Here is a 15,623-nt window from a genome sequence, read left to right on the forward strand (position 1 = left end):
CTCGCCTCTTTTGGTGTAAGTGCGTGCCTCCGCGTTGTGCCTTCATCATGCGCCATGACGGTTGGGTCGTTATTGAAAGCAGTCGATTTACATTGAGCAAAATAGTGATGGATCAAGAGTACCGCAATCAAACGCTGCTAAAACCGCTGAAGCCGACCCGAAAACAAGTTGTCGTCATCGGCGGCGGCATCATTGGCATGTCTACCGCTTATTTTTTGGCCCAGGCCGGCCATCAAGTCGCCCTTATTGAGCAACGCCGTAACGTCGCCGAAGTGGCGACCTTAGGCAACTCAGGCATGCTGGCTACCGCCTCGACGACGCCTTGGGCCATTAACGGCATGCGTCGCCGTATCTTAAGCGGTGTATTTAGTCAGGAAGCGGCCACAATACTCAACGCACGTCTGAGTCCTTCGCTGTGGCGCTGGTTGTTGCACTGGACCTCCGGGCCAGAGTTGCAGCGTTACCAATTGCAATGTGAGCGGATGCAACGTCTGGCCTCTTATAGCCAGCACATCTTGCTACAACTACAACAACATCACCCACTCGATTACGAGCAAAGCCACGGCCTGCTCAAACTGTTTCGCACAGAAAAAGAACTCGCCGCCACCGCACCATTGCAGGCAATGTTATCTGAGCGTAACGTCGCCTTTAAGTTGCTCGATAGTGCAGCGGCGCAGACCTTGGAACCGGCGCTGGCCACCTCACGCAATATCGCAGGCGGGCTGTATTTTCCAGAATTGGCGTCGGGTAATTGCACTTTATTTACCAAACAATTGAAATCCCTGGCGATTGCTTCTGGCGTGCAATGTCACTTCGGTCTGAAAGTCGATGCCGTAGAGCCGCAGGATAGCCGGGTAGCGTTGAAGATCGGCAAGGATGTTTTGCATGCCGACGCGGTCGTCGTTGCCGCTGGGGTTGGTAGCATGGCCTTGCTCAAAAAACTCAGCATCAAAGTCCCCTTGCAAGCGGTCAAAACCTATACCGCCACGGCGGCGGTCAAAAATCATGACGCAGCCCCTACTTTAGCGCTGCAAGATGATGCCTATAACGTGACGATGGCACGCTTCGGCGAAAGAATCCGCATCGCCGGGATTGCTGAATTGGGCGCAACTGATACAACGATTGATGATAAGGCTTTGCGTACGCTATTAAAAGTGACCCAAGACTGGTATCCCGATGCGGCCAATTATCACAATGCGCAAATGTGGACCGGTCATATCCCGATGCTGGCCGACGAAGTGCCGTTAGTGGGCGCAACCGGTAGCAGCAATGTCTACATCAACATCGGGCATGGCGGCAGCGGCTGGAGCATGGCGTTAGGAGCGGCAAACATCGTCGCCGACCAACTATCGGGTCGCACGCCTGAGATCGATACAGATGGCTTGACGCTGGCACGCTATCGGCGTTGACGTTTAAACACTGAACCTTAGGCAGACTGATCATGACGACGCTCTACGCAAGCGCAGAAATTCGCACCATTGAACACGCGGCGCAGCAGCAATTGCCGCCGTATACATTGATGCAGCGCGCAGGCAAAGCCGCCGCCGATGCCGCGCTGGACCTGATCCCGGGCAGTGCCCATCGAGCGCGTATTTTAGTGTTAGTCGGCCCCGGCAATAATGGCGGCGACGCGTTGGAGGCGGCGGCCATCCTCACCAAGTCAGGCGCAGAAGTCGTCGCCTTGGTATTGCCAACGGATCGACCATACCCCGCCGACGCTGCCAATGCACTGAGTCGCGCAACCCGTGCGGGCGTGCATTTGATGCCGCCGGAACAATTCTTTACGATCGATAGCATTACGTGGTCCCTGGTCATCGATGGTTTACTCGGTATCGGACTAACCCGCCCGCTGGACGGTCCATTGCGCAGTCTTGTTGCGACCATCAACACCCTGCATTGTCCGGTGCTGGCGCTGGATGTGCCGACCGGACTAGATGCCGATACCGGGATGGTGGTCGGCCCCGACGGCATGGCCATCGTTGCGCATCACACGATCACGTTTATCGGCGACAAAACCGGTTTGCATAGCGGCGATGGCCCGGACTATGCGGGGTCGGTCAGCGTTGCTGGACTGGACATTCCTCCTGATCTTTTACCGCCGCCGCAATGCTGGCTCAACGGGCCCGACTTGTTCGCTGGCAATTTACGCCCCCGCGCACGTACTACCCACAAAGGTAGTTTTGGCAATGTCGCCGTGATTGGTGGCGCAGAAGGCATGGCAGGCGCGGCGATTCTGGCCGGACGCGCTGCGCTTAAATCGGGTGCTGGCAAAGTGTTTATCGGATTTCTGGATGCTGCGCCTGCTGTCGATAGCGGCCAGCCGGAGTTAATGTGTCGACATGCAACGGATATCGATCTGGCTTTGTCAACGTTGGTCGTCGGCACCGGGCTGGGCGTTTCTCAAGCAGCGCATGATCTGTTGGTTAACACATTGCAAGCGCAAAGCCATTTGCTGCTCGATGCGGATGCCTTGAATTTGATTGCGGGTGAGCCAGCGTTGCAACAATTAGTCGCCCAACGCCGACTTTCGGGATTGCTCACCGTCATGACCCCGCATCCTTTGGAAGCAGCAAGGCTGCTCGGCATGAGCACAGCAGAAATACAGGCTGACCGTCTGCGTGCCGCACGCAGCATGGCGCAGCGCTTTAATGCCGTAGTGGTGCTCAAAGGTGCTGGCAGTATCATCGCCCGCCCGGATGGCTACGCGGTGATCAATCCGACTGGCAATCCGGGCCTGGCAACCGGCGGCAGCGGTGATGTTTTATCCGGCATTTGCGGCGCATTGTTGGCGCAGGGTTGGTCCGATTGGGATGCTGCATTAGGGGCGGTCTGGCTGCATGGGCGTGCGGCTGATATTCTGGTGGCACAAGGATGTGGACCGATTGGCATGACTGCCGGAGAGTTGATTCCTGCGGTGCGCAGTGTGTTCAATGAGCTTACTGAAACAAGCAGCAAATAAGGCCGCTACAAAACAAAAAAATCGTGAACAGAATCAAATCTGTGCACGATTTTTTACGAGTACCTAAACTATAGGAAGGCTGGTTTTATGCTGCCAGCGCAGGATAGTCAACGTAGCCTTCCGATGTCGGAGAATAGAAAGTTTCCGATATAGGCGTATTAAGCGGCGCGTCCAGCTTCAAACGTAGTGGCAAATCAGGATTAGCGATAAACAACTGACCAAACGCGACAGCATCAGCCTCCCCTTTTGCCAGAATGTCTTGCGCTGCGGCTTTGGTCAGTTGCTGGTTCGCGATATAGACGCCACCAAACGCTTCTTTCAATTGCGGGCCCAGACGATTTGGCGTTTGGCCTTCGCGGGCGCAGATAAACGCGATGCCGCGCTTGCCAAGTTCGCGCGCAACATAGCTGAATGTTTCCAGCGGATTGGCGTCCCCCATCGTATGCAGGTCGCATCCTGGCGACAAATGCATACCGACCCGCGCTGCGCCCCAGACGTCGATACAGGCGTCGGTGACTTCCAGCATCAAGCGTGCGCGATTTTCCAGCGAGCCGCCGTAGATATCGGTGCGTTGATTGGTGCTGGTTTGTAAAAATTGATCCAGCAGATAACCATTTGCACCGTGGACTTCGACACCGTCAAAGTTGGCTGCTTTGGCGTTTTCTGCGCCTTTGCGATAGGCCGCAACGATGCCTGGAATTTCTGCCAGCTCCAACGCACGCGGTGTGACGAAGTCCCGCATTGGACGTAACAGGCTGACGTGGCCTTCTGCCGCAATCGCGCTTGGCGCAACCGGCAATTCACCATTGAGAAAACTAGGGTCCGAGATACGGCCAACGTGCCACAGTTGCAGCACAATCCGGCCACCAGCGGCGTGTACCGCAGCGGTGACTTGCTGCCAACCGGCGACTTGTTCGTCGGACCAGATGCCTGGCGTATCGGCATAACCGACACCGTGCGGCGTGACGGCGGTGGCTTCGCTGATGATCAGACCGGCGGAAGCGCGCTGCACATAATATTGGGTCATCAATGCATTCGGTACGCGACCGTCGCCGATAGCGCGGGAACGTGTGAGTGGGGCCATGATGATGCGGTTAGGCAATTCTAAATCGCCAAGTTTGATAGGGTCGAATAATGTAGTCATAGTTTGATAGCCAGTTAGGTTATTAAAAAAGGGAACGGTGGGATCAGCCCATCACTGTAGAAACTGTTGATATGGTTGCTGCTGTATTTTTCTCTGCACGACGCAAACATCGCACAGATATCTGCATTGCCACTACAGCGATCAAAGCAAGCCCGGCAGCGGCCAGCGGAATCGACTCCAGCCCCAGTCCATGACCGATTACCAGACCGCCAACCCATGCACCGAGGGCGTTACCGACATTGAAAGCGCCGATATTAAGTGTCGCTATTAAATTAGGTGCGGCCTTGCCAAATAACATCACGTTGACTTGTAAGCCGGGAACCGCCGCAAAGGTCACCATCGCCCAGATGAATAAGTTAATTTCCATCGGTATCAGCGCCACGCTGGTCCATCTCAGCGCCACCGTCACTAGTGCCATGACGAAAAAGATGGCAGTCAATGCAACACCCAGACGCCAATCGGCTAACCGTCCGCCGATATAATTCCCTGCTGTGAGGCCCAATCCAATCAAAAACAGGGTCCACGTGATACCACTTGGGGTGACGTGCGTGACTTGCTCAAGCAAGGGTGCAACGTAAGTAAACAATGCAAACATGGCCGCCGAAAAGAAGGTCGTTGTCGCCAACGCAGCCCAAATACCGGCACTGCGTAATTGTTTGAATTCGCTGCGCAAATCCGCCTTTTTCTCATCCTTATCTGTCGGCAACACGCGCGCTAATCCGATGAACGACAGCACGCCAAGAACCGCCACAGCCCAGAATGGAATGCGCCAACCAGCAAACTGACCGAGCGCAGTACCTAGCGGTACGCCAAGGACGTTAGCCAATGTCAACCCGGTAAACATTAATGCGACCGCAGAGGCTTGCCGATTTTCTGGCACGAGGCCAGCGGCGACCACCGAGCCGATGCCGAAGAAAGCACCGTGACAAAGCGCGGTCACCACGCGTGCAAACATCAAAAATCCATAATCCGCCGCCACCGCGCACATCAGATTACCGACAATAAATACCCCCATCAGGACGAGCAAAGCGCGTTTGCGTGGCAACGATGCTGTCGCCACCGCCATGATTGGTGCGCCGATCGCCACGCCCAACGCATATCCGCTAATCAACCAGCCAGCGCTGGGAAGGGAAACCGCGAGACTACGGGCCACATCGGGCAACAAACCCATGATGACAAACTCGGTAGTACCGATGGCAAAAGCGCTAAGCGCGAGAACAAGGAGAGCTAAGGGCATGACAAATCTTTATAAGAACTCAATATAAATGCATTGGAATGCATCACTTTTGGTTATAAATCACCATTCATATGCGCCAAAAACGTCTGAATAGTCTCTTCGTTACGACGATAAAAAACCCATTGCCCTACCCGCTTGACACTCACCAACTCGGCACGTTGCAACGTTGCCAAATGGGCTGATACCGTCGACTGGGACAATCCGGTGCGCTTATCAATCAGTCCGCAACAAACACCCATTTCCAGCGGATATTCCTGCTCGGAGAAATATTCATTGGGCGTTTTGAGCCACTGAAGTATTTGCCGCCGAACAGGATTGGCGAGGGCTTTATGTATGAGGTCGAAGTTCATGGATGGCAGGTTGTGTAAGGTTGGCTTAAGTCTTATCGTCTTTTACAGAAACAAATATTGTCATATCCAGAAATTAATATCGCAATATTACGATATTAATGAAAACATTGCTGAGCATGGCGAAAAATGATCACACGCGTGCATGTGCGGGAAGGTAAATATCAAAGCGCGCAGAAGGTAGCGCTCTGTTTTGCACGCTCCACGCTGGCCTTAATGTCATTGATCAAGGCAGAGTGGGCGGCTGCTGAAAAAACTACGGCGTGACTTTTACACCCTTCCAAAACGCCAGACGCCCACGAATGTCTTTTGCTGCGTCTTTGGGCTCAGGGTAATACCACACAGCATCCGGGTTAGTGTTGCCCTCCACCTCCAGCGTGTAGTAATTGGCAGTGCCTTTCCAACCACACACCGACGTTGTGTTACTTGGCTTCAAAAAAGCCGGATTAACGGATGCTTGTGGGAAATAGTGATTTCCTTCGACAACGACGGTATCGTCCGATTCGGCGATGACGATGGCATTCCAGATAGCTTTCATTTTTTGTCCTGAGTCGTGATGGGGAGGTTGGTGAGCAGATATATGGTAGCGGCTTATTGTAACTTTTTTAACTTTTCAAAACTATGTCATCAGATTGCAATATTCCCTTGTTAAGGTGCATGCCGGATGGTGAAAAAATATATTATGTCGATCTGGGAGCTTACAGCAATCAAATCAATAACCGTGGTGCGATTTAATGTAACCAAGCAATGTAACCAAGAACTTTAGTAATCAGGAATTCCAGGCATGACATTAAATGTTCAAGCATTACCTTTATCAAAAAGACTGACCCCGAATCGCTGGGATTTTTTGGTTTTCCCCCTCGTTATCGGCATCATTGCCTTCAGCGGAATCGGCGTGAAGGAAACGCTGGCACCGTTATCAAGCCTGACGACCAATGTGGTCACGCTCGACCCCGGCAACCTGCCTGAATATGCCATGCGCACGACCTTGCGGATGTTGGCCGCCATGGCTGCGTCGCTGTTGTTTTCGTTGATCTACGCAACCATTGCCGCTAAAAGCAAACGGGCCGAAAAAATCCTGATCCCGGCGCTCGACGTCCTGCAATCGGTACCGGTACTGGGCTATATCTCATTTACGGTGACTTTTTTCATCGCACTTTTTCCCGGACGCGTGATCGGGGCCGAACTGGCGGCTATCTTTGCCATCTTCACCAGTCAAGCGTGGAATATGACGTTCAGTTTTTACCAGTCATTAACCACCGTTCCTGATGATTTAAAAGAAGTGTCGCGCAGTTTTCACCTATCTGGATGGCAACGCTTCTGGAAGCTCGAAGTTCCCTTCGCCATCCCCGGCCTGATCTGGAACATGATGATGAGTATGTCCGGCGGCTGGTTCTTTGTCGTCGCAGCAGAGGCCATCACGGTCGGCAACAAAAGTATTACCCTGCCCGGCGTAGGCTCCTATCTGGCACTGGCAATTACCGAGCGTGACCTGAGTGCGGTCGGTTGGGTGATTGTGGTCATGACCCTGGTGATCATTGCCTACGATCAATTATTGTTCCGGCCTTTAGTCGCCTGGGCCGACAAATTCCGCATGGAAAACACCACCGCGCAGTTTTCGCCATCCTCATGGCTACTCAATCTGGTGCAACGCACCCGTTTGATCCAAGCAATACTGGCCCCGTTTGGACGTCTGTTTCGCCGCGTGATCACGGCCCGTTTGCGTTTAACACCGGGCACCACCAGCGGCAAGAAAATCAAGCAAGCGCCGAGTAAACTGGTGGACTTCGTATGGAATGCTGCGATTCTGCTCATCGGTTGCTGGTTGGTGTGGCAAGTGGTTGCCTTTGTCGGCAAGGAGGTCAGCCTCGGCGAAGTCGGCACTGTTCTGCTGCTGGCCGTCTACACCTTGCTGCGCGTGATATTGCTTATCGTGATTGCCTCTCTGGTGTGGGTCCCGCTAGGGGTCTTAATCGGATTACGGCCGCGTCTGGCTGAAAAAATTCAACCACTGGCACAGTTTCTGGCCGCCTTTCCGGCCAATCTGCTGTTTCCGGTATTTGTGATTTTGATTGTGCGTTTTAATGGCAATCCTGATATCTGGCTCAGTCCGCTCATTGTGTTGGGGACCCAGTGGTACATCTTGTTTAACGTGATCGCCGGTGCAATGGCCTATCCGAACGACTATCGCGAAGTGGCCGCGAATTTTAAAATTCGCGGCTGGCAATGGTGGCGTAAAGCCATGCTGCCGGGGATTCTGCCGTATTACGTGACCGGCGCCATTACGGCCTCGGGCGGTGCCTGGAACGCCAGTATCGTTGCAGAGTCAGTCTCCTGGGGCGACACCAAACTTATCGCCCACGGCTTGGGTTCGTATATTGCGCAGTACACCGCCGCTGGTGACTTTCCCCGCATCATTTTAGGGATCGCCGTCATGTCACTGTTTGTCGTGCTGTTTAACCGCATGCTGTGGCGACCAATGTACAAATACGCCAACAACAAATTAAATGCTGAATGAGCTAAATCCGATGCCAAAAATAACTGAAAACCAAATCCTGAATGTGAACCGTGTCCGGCGCGGCTTTGCCAAGTCGCAGGGCGAATTATTGGTGCTTGATGATGTCAGCATGACCTTGCATGAAGGCGAAATCGTCGGCCTGCTAGGACGTTCGGGTTGCGGAAAGTCGTCTTTATTACGCATCATTGCTGGCCTAATCAAACCCACCGGCGGCGACGTTACTTATCGCGGCGAACCGGTCCATGGACCGGCCGACGGGATTGCGATGGTATTTCAGACCTTCGCCCTATTCCCCTGGCTGACCGTTCTCGACAATGTCGAAGCCGGTCTGGAAGCACTCGGCACGCCGCCCGCCGAACGGCGCAAACGTGCGCTGGCAGCGATTGATCTGATTGGTCTGGACGGCTTTGAAAACGCCTATCCGCGCGAACTCTCGGGCGGCATGCGACAACGGGTCGGCTTTGCCAGAGCGCTGGTGGTGGACCCTACTTTGCTGCTGATGGACGAGCCTTTTTCGGCCCTTGATGTACTCACAGCAGAGACCTTGCGTACCGATCTGCTCGACTTGTGGAACGATGGTCGTTTGCCGATCAAGTCGATCTTAATCGTCACCCATAACATCGAAGAAGCGGTCTTTATGTGCGACCGGATTTTGGTGCTATCGTCCAATCCGGGCCGCATCATTGCCGAGATCAAAGTCCCGTTTGCCCATCCACGTAACCGACTCGATCCGGCCTTCCGTCAATTGGTCGATGACATCTACGCCAAAATGACGGCCAGATTGCAACCGGCGTCCAGTCGCAGCAGCCCTTTGCTGGAACTCGGCAGTCGCTTAACACCGGTATCGACCAACCTGATGGCGGGTCTATTAGAAACGCTGGCCGCAGCGCCTTACAACGGTCGCGCAGACATGCCGGATATTTCAGCGCAACTACATCTCGAAGTGGACGATTTGTTTCCCGTTGCCGAAGTCCTGCACTGTCTGGGATTCGCTGAAATGAAAGAAGGCGATATCACCCTCACCACACTCGGTATAGAGTTTGCCGAACACGGCGTCCAGCAACGCAAACAAGTCTTTGCACAACAGTTGCTACGCCAGGTCCCTTTGGCGGCGCGCATCAAAACTATTCTGCAAGAACGAAAAGGCCAGCGCGCCCCGCGTGCACGTTTTCAACAAGAGCTGGAAGATTATCTGAGCGATGACGCGGCTGAAGAAACAATCGACGCGATTATTCGCTGGGGACGCTACGCTGAAATATTTTCGTATGACGATAAAAGAGAGATATTTAGTCTGGAGGATATTGCTAGTTAACCTACTGCCACGCGTCATCACATGTCTGATACAGCAGCGCATCCCTCTCATTTGTACGCCATCTGAACTTTTTACCTATAGACGCATCTCAGAAGCCCGATTTTCGGGCTTTTTTTATTCCTATTGCAGAGCAATTGATGCGCTGAAAGGATAAATCCCTCACGTTATAAGGATGCGCCAGTGCTTACATTTATCGGACTATTCACTATATTGACGCTTGTCCTGCTGCTGTTTAAAAAAGTCGCACCCATTGTCGGCCTTGTAGTGATCCCGTTTGTTGGCGCGCTACTAGCTGGATTTCCTCTTCCCGAGATCGGTGGGTTCTACGTCACCGGTTTGTCCAAGGTCGCACAGGTCGCTACGATGTTTATCTTTGCCATCACCTTTTTTGGTGTGATGCAAGATACCGGACTGTTCCGGCCAATGATACGTGCCATGATTACCCTCACCAGGGGCAACGTTATTGCCGTGGCCATCGGTACTGCAATACTGGGCATGCTGGCACATTTGGATGGCGCTGGCGCAACCACATTTTTGTTGACGATTCCCGCCTTGCTACCGCTGTATCGCAAACTCAAAATGAGTCCGTATCTGATGTTGATGTTGCTCGCCATCGGCGCGGGCATTTTCAATATGCTGCCGTGGGCCGGGCCGCTTGGACGTGCCTCAGCGATCACAGGCATTGAAGTCACCGCGCTATGGCGACCATTGATCACGATACAGGCGATTGGTGCTGTGCTGCTGGTCGCCCTGGCAGCATTTTTGGGGATCGCTGAACAACGTCGCATCCGGGCTGGCAAACTGCACCGAGACGACGTCAATGGGTATGCCGAATATGCCGTAGATGACCAACTGTCAGCAGAAGCAGAGGCACTTTTGCGCCCCCGTCTGATGTGGCTCAATACCGCTCTCTTTTTAGGCGTACTTGGCTCTCTGGTGATGGGAGTCCTGCCCGCGGCGTATATTTTTATGATTGGCTTATCGGTCGCGCTGATCCTCAATTACCCGACTGTTGACGATCAGGTAAAACGGATCGCCTCCCACGCACAAAATGCGTTAATGATGGGCGGCATTATCCTCGCCGCCGGATCATTTTTAGGCATCATGGACGGCAGCGGCATGCTCAAATCCATTGCAACCGATCTCGTATTAGTGCTTCCCGCATCGATTGTTCCGCATCTGCATATTCTGCTGGGTTTCTTTGGTCTGCCTATGGAACTCATTTTGAGCACCGATGCGTACTATTTCGGCCTGCTGCCTGTGGTCGTGCAAATCGTCTCCGAGCATGGCGTGCCGACTGAAAATATCGTCTACGCGCTCACCATTGGCAATATTCTTGGGACGTTTATCAGTCCGTTTTCGCCCGCCTTGTGGTTGGCGTTAGGTTTGGCGCAGATCGAAATCGGTCACTATATTCGCTACGCTTTATTCTGGATGTGGGGATTTTCGATTGTGCTATTTGCGATTGCTTTCGGGCTTGGTCTGTTTTGACGGTCAATACACTGTAAAAAGCCCGGGTTCGGGCTTTTTCTCTCCATCAAATCAAACTCAACGTCGTCTTTCCCGATTTTTTGCTCCGATTATGCGCAAGCAAAAACATCTCGTACTGATCAATATGCAAAGGCTTGCTAAACAAATAGCCTTGATAATCATGACAACCATGATCGGCGAGGAAGTTCATCTGGGCTTCGGTTTCCACGCCTTCGGCAATCACTGTTAATCCAAGGCTGCTTGCTAAGGCAATAATACTTTGGGCAATGACGGCATCATTGGGGTCCGTCAGGATGTCTCGGACAAAAGACTGATCAATCTTCAATTGATCCAACGGTAGTCGCTTCAGATAATAAAGAGACGAATAACCGGTGCCAAAGTCATCTAACGAAAAACGCACGCCGCGCTCTTTCAATGCGGTAATCTTGGCGATGGTGGCCTCCACATTGTCGACCATCAGACTCTCGGTAATCTCCAGCTTTAGCAGGTATGGATTTGCACCGCTTTGGTCCAGAACTTTGAGCACCGTTTCCACAAAATCGACATGCCGAAACTGCCGTACGCTGACATTCACGGCGAGGATCAATTGCGCCGTTTCGGGCTGTGTGGCCCAGGTTGCCAGTTGCGCGCAGGCGGTTTCTAACACCCACATCCCCAGCGGCAAAATGAGTCCGGTATCTTCGGCCAACTGAATGAATTCGCCGGGCAGCACCAAACCACGTCGTGGATGCTGCCAACGCACTAATCCCTCAGCCCCGGTTACAGCACCGTCGCCATTCATCTGAGGCTGGTAGTAGAGCAAAAATTCCTGATGCAGCAAGGCTAGCCGCAAATCGACTTCCATGACGGCACGCGTATTGACTTCAGCCTCCATCTCGATATCGAAGAAACGCATAGTGTTACGTCCGGCGGCCTTGGCTTGATACATCGCCAAATCTGCATGCTTCAATAAATCTCCAACTGAGTCTTGTTGGTTGCTGAACTGCGTAATACCGATACTGGCAGTACCGTGATGTTCAATTCCGGCGATCTGGTAAGGATGACTAAGAATAGCTAGTATTTTTTCGCCAACCGTCTTTGCTTGCGCTGCCGCTATCGCCAGCGAAGCGTCCAGCCCTGGCAGCATGACGACGAATTCGTCGCCCCCCAAACGGGCCACGGTGTCACTCGCCCGTACGCATGTCCCAAGACGCAATGCAGCTTGTTGCAGCAACAAATCGCCAGTGTCGTGCCCGAGGGTATCGTTGATCGTTTTGAAGTTATCGAGATCAATAAATAATAATGCGCCCGTACGGTTATGTCTGTTTACCGTCAACGCTTCTTGCAGTCGATTGATGAGGAGTAACCGGTTAGGCAGCAAAGTCAGAGGATCGTAAAAGGCCAGGTGCTCAATGGCACTTTCTGCAGTCTTGCGTTGGCTGATATCCGTGTCGATGGCAAGAATCGACTGCGGTTTACCGGCGGCGTCTCGCACCAGCGTCCAACGAGTTTCTACGGTGAGCTTTACGCCGCTCTTACTTGGTTTGAGGATCTCGCCGCTCCATTCGCCGCTATCGATCAGATTGCTATAGGCCTCATTAAAGACGGCCAGATAATTAAATTGCCGATCTTGGATTGGCAGACCGAACACCTCTTCCTGGGTCCAACCGTAGAGCCGTTCGGCGCTCTTATTCCAAAACAAAACGCGGTGGTCCATTGCACACACAATAATCGCGTCTTGCGCCTTGTCGAGCAGCGATGCCTGATCCCGAATCTGTGCATCGGCACGGATGCTGCTAATGCCAAAAGCCAGATCGGCCGCCATCTCCTTAATCAGTTTAATTTCATCGGCGGATACAGCGATGACTTCTTCAGAATATAAAGCCAGCAAGCCGAAGGTTCCGCTTTTGTCCGACAGCGGCAAAAAGATTCCACCACGAGAACTTGCATGCTGCGCATCGACCTGCCACGCGAATAAAGTGGCATCTCGTCCCATGTCATCAACGATGATCGGTAAGCCGCCACGAATGGTGCGCCCGGTAGGTCCTATGCCAGATGGCACATCGTCAGCCCAACTAAGATTAATCTGATTGAGGAAAGCGCCGTCGTGATGATTGCCAGCATAGGATTCAAGCGTAATGGACTTCGCTGCATCATCTTGGGCATACCCTACCCACGCGGTCCGATAGCCGCCGATATCGACAGCGATGCTGCATATTTGAAACAGTAAGTCATGTTCGTTTTCCGTTCGAATAACGGCTTCGCTACAGCGACTGAGCATTTGAAGAGCACGATTGGAACGAATTAAATCCAGAGCCTCTTTTTTACGCTCAGTCACGTCGGTGACGACCCCCGTCATCCGTATTGATTTGCCGCTGGCATTAAGTGCAAAATGCGCGTGCAAATGCACCCATCGCATCTTGCCCAATGCGGTCACAATCCGAAATTTGATGTCATAGGGAGCGTTATTGCGTAAATGTTTTTGTGCCGATGAGCGTACTAGATGAAGATCTTGCGGATCGATAAATTGCAACAGGTCTGACGCAGTGCGTGCAATGCCATCGTCCACCTCCTCAAACAAGGCCAGCAGACGTGGCGAGCAATACACGCTATTTGCGCTGATATTCCAATCCAATAAACCGTCGCCAGTACTTTCCATAGCAAGGTGCAAGCGTTCTTCGCTGATTTTGAGCGCTTGTTGAACGCGTTGTGTTTTCCTGAGAATAGCACGCGATATAAGGCTGCCTATCACCGTCAAACAGATACCAATTACCAAGGTTCCCAGTAACAAAAGACGCTGCACTTTGCGCGCTGTCTCTCCCATATTGAAAGAAAAATCGGCTTCCAATTGATTCAGAGACAGATTAATTGCCTTGATGCGCTCGCGGGAGGCGCGAGAGGACGCAGCGTTATATTTATTGGAAATCGTCTCATCATGGAGCTGTTCTGCCAGCGCAGTCAGACCTTCTATCCGATGATCAGCTTCGGCCCAAATCGACACGACCACATCCATAAAATTGACGTGGCGAAAACGTAGAAACAAGCGAATCATGCCTGGGATGTCATCCGGATGGTTCAGCGCTTGAAGAAAATCTTGCCGCACTATGTTCAAATCGGGCGCAGGTTTCTCCAACTCTAACCGTGCTTCGCGATCCCCTTGTGGGACCGCGATGGCGCTCAGAAACGATTGATATTGTTGCTCATCGCGAGTGGTCGTGTATTCCAGCAAGTAAGCAACCGCATCTTTCTGCGCCTTTGAGTACAGTCCCTCTCCTGCGACATAACCGCGCACCGACGACAGCATATCCATGCTGAAGGCCGCCAATACGACTAACAACACGGCAGTGACTAGCAACGGCCAGGTGACTTTGATCCAATGCCCGCTGGATTCATTTTTCAAAAACGTACTTAGTTGATGCATAAAAGACGTTGGCTTATGAAAATGAAAATGTAAGTTATAGGGCTAAAGTGTCTTAAAAATCCCTAAGGAAGAGTTTTAAGAATCGATACAGAATGTATCGAGGCAGGATTTATCATAGGCGCAATTGTTTCCAAGGTGTAACTTTTATATTTAAAATGCCTATAAAGTATTTGTTAAATGTACAAACTGCATGAATTGCACAAATTGTATGAATTGACGATTATCGCCCATTATTAATATTTTTCGTTATATTTTTACAACAAAAAAATGCGTATGCTTCGCTAGCAATGCTGTCTTGAAAAGTGACGCTGTCAAAACAAGGACTTCGCATTACACAGCCCTTTTCATTGGGCGCTCATTACATCTTCAATCGAAGGCGATACAAAAATCGCTTGAGTAACTGATGTTACGCGGCCTGAAGTAGCTCCCTTCTCCCGCTGGCCGGAGAAGGGAGCTAAACAATCATTTGCAATTAAGCCTGCGTAACGTCGGTTAAGGGAAGCTCTTAAAACTGTAGCGAGCGGATCAAGGTGGGATTGACAATGTTTCAACCTGCAGCCGCCCGAATCTACGGTGAGCGTCGGAAATTCGAGATTGATTCACGCACCAGGTTTTTAGAACTTACCTTAAATAAGACCGCATAACTGCGTAGACCAGAGCGTCCCAACCCAGACAGTACGACTGAGGCAACGACGTATAAACAGTTGTGCGGACTTACTTAGCGGTATACCAGCACAGGTATCTGACTATGCATCAATACCTTCTGCGTCTCGCTTCCCATAAGTAGTCCTTTCATCCCTTTTTTGCCATGGGAGGCCATGGCAATGAGATCGCAGTGCTTATCTTTAGCAGCCTTGATAATTTCTTCATACGGGTGGTCACTACTGACGTAAAACGTATCGCATTGCACCCCGGCCCGTTTTGCCGCAATGTCAATCCGTGCAAGATATTCGTTGACCTCGACGATGCATTGCTTTTTGAATTGCTCTCGGGTGTCTTCCAACATCTCTACCTGATAAGTGAAAATATGAAATGCGGGAATCACATGCATACCCGTAACGGCCGCACCGCTACTTTTTGCGAACGCAATACATTTTTGAATCGCGCTGTTCGAAGCTGCAGAACCATCTGTGGGCAAAAGAATATGCTTGAACATTTTTTTCTCCTCGAAAATAGGCCAAATATGAAATGACGATCACATATCGGCATTTCGCC

The 15,623-nt window shown here is 51.9% G+C and carries 12 protein-coding genes; 6 read left to right on the forward strand and 6 right to left on the reverse strand.

The genetic code is table 11. The features are described from left to right. Positions 1-92 precede the first annotated feature (92 nt). Positions 93-1,409: an FAD-dependent oxidoreductase gene (locus ACVBEF_RS00295; protein WP_447121940.1), complete on the forward strand. Its 1,317-nt coding sequence runs from the start codon at positions 93-95 to the stop codon at positions 1,407-1,409. A gap of 32 nt (positions 1,410-1,441) precedes the next feature. Continuing rightward, the gene (locus ACVBEF_RS00300; protein WP_447121941.1) at positions 1,442-2,959 is read left to right on the forward strand and encodes an NAD(P)H-hydrate dehydratase; all 1,518 of its coding nucleotides are present in this window, start codon (positions 1,442-1,444) and stop codon (positions 2,957-2,959) included. Positions 2,960-3,044: 85 nt separating this feature from the next. Here the strand turns inward: ACVBEF_RS00300 and ACVBEF_RS00305 are convergent, their stop codons facing one another. From ACVBEF_RS00305 to ACVBEF_RS00315, 3 genes are read right to left on the reverse strand one after another with little or no spacing between them, the layout of a single operon-like run. Then, positions 3,045-4,103 carry an alkene reductase gene (locus ACVBEF_RS00305; RefSeq protein WP_447121942.1) on the reverse strand — a complete coding sequence of 353 codons (1,059 nt, stop codon included), beginning with the start codon at positions 4,101-4,103 and terminating at the stop codon, positions 3,045-3,047. A 43-nt stretch (positions 4,104-4,146) separates the two neighbouring features. Beyond that, positions 4,147-5,340: an MFS transporter gene (locus tag ACVBEF_RS00310; RefSeq protein WP_447121943.1), complete on the reverse strand. Its 1,194-nt coding sequence runs from the start codon at positions 5,338-5,340 to the stop codon at positions 4,147-4,149. A gap of 53 nt (positions 5,341-5,393) precedes the next feature. Beyond that, the gene (locus ACVBEF_RS00315; RefSeq protein WP_447121944.1) at positions 5,394-5,690 is read right to left on the reverse strand and encodes an ArsR/SmtB family transcription factor; all 297 of its coding nucleotides are present in this window, start codon (positions 5,688-5,690) and stop codon (positions 5,394-5,396) included. Between the two features lie 126 nt (positions 5,691-5,816). Between ACVBEF_RS00315 and ACVBEF_RS00320 the strand changes: the two genes are divergently transcribed. Continuing rightward, the gene (locus tag ACVBEF_RS00320; RefSeq protein ID WP_447121945.1) at positions 5,817-5,954 is read left to right on the forward strand and encodes a hypothetical protein; all 138 of its coding nucleotides are present in this window, start codon (positions 5,817-5,819) and stop codon (positions 5,952-5,954) included. Here the strand turns inward: ACVBEF_RS00320 and ACVBEF_RS00325 are convergent. Next, positions 5,944-6,225: a DUF427 domain-containing protein gene (locus tag ACVBEF_RS00325; protein WP_447121946.1), complete on the reverse strand. Its 282-nt coding sequence runs from the start codon at positions 6,223-6,225 to the stop codon at positions 5,944-5,946. The genes ACVBEF_RS00320 and ACVBEF_RS00325 overlap by 11 nt on opposite strands. Positions 6,226-6,471: 246 nt before the next feature. Between ACVBEF_RS00325 and ACVBEF_RS00330 the strand changes: the two genes are divergently transcribed. The 3 genes from ACVBEF_RS00330 (at position 6,472) to ACVBEF_RS00340 (ending at position 11,008) form a co-directional block, all read left to right on the forward strand. Further along, entirely contained in the window at positions 6,472-8,205 is a 1,734-nt protein-coding gene (locus ACVBEF_RS00330; RefSeq protein ID WP_447121947.1) for an ABC transporter permease, read from the forward strand. 10 nt (positions 8,206-8,215) lie between these two features. Beyond that, positions 8,216-9,517, forward strand: a complete 1,302-nt coding sequence (locus ACVBEF_RS00335) for an ABC transporter ATP-binding protein (RefSeq protein ID WP_447121948.1) — start codon at positions 8,216-8,218, stop codon at positions 9,515-9,517. A 180-nt stretch (positions 9,518-9,697) separates the two neighbouring features. After that, complete coding sequence (locus ACVBEF_RS00340; protein ID WP_447121949.1) at positions 9,698-11,008, forward strand: CitMHS family transporter; 1,311 nt, start codon at positions 9,698-9,700, stop codon at positions 11,006-11,008. Between the two features lie 46 nt (positions 11,009-11,054). Here the strand turns inward: ACVBEF_RS00340 and ACVBEF_RS00345 are convergent, their stop codons facing one another. Together ACVBEF_RS00345 and ACVBEF_RS00350 are read right to left on the reverse strand one after the other, a co-directional pair. Then, complete coding sequence (locus tag ACVBEF_RS00345) at positions 11,055-14,387, reverse strand: bifunctional diguanylate cyclase/phosphodiesterase (RefSeq protein ID WP_447121950.1); 3,333 nt, start codon at positions 14,385-14,387, stop codon at positions 11,055-11,057. 739 nt (positions 14,388-15,126) lie between these two features. Then, positions 15,127-15,564, reverse strand: a complete 438-nt coding sequence (locus ACVBEF_RS00350; RefSeq protein ID WP_447121951.1) for a universal stress protein — start codon at positions 15,562-15,564, stop codon at positions 15,127-15,129. Positions 15,565-15,623 lie beyond the last annotated feature (59 nt).

The sequence above is a fragment of the Glaciimonas sp. GG7 genome (assembly GCF_052976905.1).